The sequence below is a fragment of the Nocardiopsis lucentensis DSM 44048 genome (genome assembly GCF_000341125.1).
GTDB lineage: Bacteria > Actinomycetota > Actinomycetes > Streptosporangiales > Streptosporangiaceae > Nocardiopsis > Nocardiopsis lucentensis.
The window spans coordinates 1-1,893 of sequence record NZ_ANBC01000339.1 but is presented as its reverse complement, the minus strand read 5'-3'; the positions used below and the strand labels follow the sequence as shown (position 1 = coordinate 1,893).

Annotated in this window: 2 protein-coding genes; both read right to left on the bottom strand. The window is 72.8% G+C overall.

Annotated elements, in window-relative coordinates; all coding sequences use genetic code 11:
* A partial coding sequence (locus D471_RS0111940; RefSeq protein ID WP_017598828.1) for a GAP1-N2 domain-containing protein occupies positions 1 to 968 on the bottom strand: 968 nt, incomplete at its 3' end.
* A 32-nt stretch (positions 969 to 1,000) separates the two neighbouring features.
* A partial coding sequence (locus D471_RS0111935; protein ID WP_017598827.1) for a TRAFAC clade GTPase domain-containing protein occupies positions 1,001 to 1,893 on the bottom strand: 893 nt, incomplete at its 5' end.

The window sequence follows — 1,893 nt, the reverse complement described above, 5'->3', positions numbered from 1 at the left end:
GGCGGCAACCAGCCGACCGCCCGTGACAGCCACGCGCGCACCGCGGGCAGATCGACCTCGGGGGACCCGTCGCCGTCCAGGACCGCGGCCGCCGCGACCACCGGACGCCACTGCGCCAGGGAGGCCTCCCGCCCCGACGAGTGGACCTCGGCCGCCCGCCACAGCCCGAGCGCCTTCCTGGGGCCCAGATCCGCCAGCCGGTCGGCCAACGCCGCAGTCTCCGGGGCGGGCTCGGGTAGGTCGTCGGGCGGGTCGGCGGAGGGGTCGCACACGGTGAACCGCCCGCGCAGCGACGCGGTGTCCGAGTCCATTGGCACCCCTATGACGTGCACGAACGTGTCGTGCGGATCAGCGGCGTAGGTCGCGAACGACAGATCGCGCGCCCGTGCGGGGGGCAGCAGGTGGGTCAGGGCGGCCACCCAGTGCGCGACCGACGCGCTGTCGGCGACCAGGACCAGGGGAGGACCGCCGTCGATCGCCGCGTCGGCGGCGGCGAGCAGTCGCGCCACCAGGGCCGACGGCCAACGCCGGACCCAGGCGTCGGAGCGTTCGCGGTCGAGCGGGCCCGGGGGGAGGTCCAGGACGGGCAGGTCCGGGTCGGTGACGGGCGTCGCGGTCCAGAAGCCGGCCCCCCACAGCTCGGCGGGCAGCGGGTCATCGTCCACCGCGGCCGTGGCCACCAGGCTGTGCGCGAAGTAGTTGCCGGGACGTCCGGAGGGGTCGGCGCCGCTGGAGACCACCCGGCTCAGGACGGCCCTCCCACCCACGTCCGGTGCGTAGCAGAGGTTGACCGGATGCTCGTCCACCCGGTCGGGGGAGGCCGACCGGGGCGGCTCGTAGACGGTGAAGCGCTCCACCTCCCGCAGGACGTGGGCGTCCACACCCGGGGTGGCGGCGTTGAACTGGTATCCCGCGTAGCCCGCCAGGCCGTGTTCACACGAGGTGTAGTACAGCTGGGCGACACCCATCGCGCGTCCCCTTCCCTTCCGTCGGCTGCCCCTCAGGCACGGTCACGCGAGGGGATCACCCCGAACTCGCTGAGCATCCACAGAAACGGATCGGCCACCCGGTAGGGGCGTACCCCGCCCCGCACGCGGTTCTCACCGTCCGGGCTCCCGCCCAGTGCCGAGATCCCGAAGTAGCGGGCGTTGCGGTAGTGGTTGCGCACGTGCCCGTCGACGCCCCCGCCGTCCCACAGGTGGAGCAGTTGCTGGATCTGGGCGTGCACGTCCTGGCTGTCGGACTCGTCGAAGAACGGTCCCGCGGGTTCGGGTCGGTGCAACGGGGACCCGTCGTCCACCTGGTCGCGCAGGGCGTCGATCTTGGTCAGGCACACCGCGATCGGCACCCGGATCAGCCTGTTGGGCGAGCCCTGCCTGCGTAGGAGCAGGTCGGTGACGCGTTCGAGCATGTGCACCGGCCGGTGTTCCGTGGCGCTCCCGGTGGGCATGCGGGTCCCGGACGCGGCCAGCCGCCGGGCGCCCTCCATCTGGAGCGGGTCGAGCAGGAGGATGATCCCGTCGGCGCTGTTGAGGTAGCGCAGGTTGGTCTCCACGCTCTCCTCGGTGTTGAGGTCCTCGCCCGCGGTGTCGAAGAACGACAGGTGGGTGTGCTGGGGGCGGGTGCCCGCCAGCCCCCTCCTCCGGGTGGTGAACCGGAACACCAGGGGTTCGCGGGTGACACCGGTGCGGCGGGTAGCGCCGAGCAGCCGGGCGTCGTCGTAGAGCGGAGTCTCGTAGTCGGAGCGGAACCGGTGCCGGGTGTGGTCGTCGGAACCGCCGACCGCCGCGTCGAAGCGGGCGCCGACCCGGTTCATCAGCTCGTGGATCAGAACGGTCATGAACACGGTCTTGCCCGTGTCACGCGCGCCGACCAGGGCGATCAGGCGGCCCC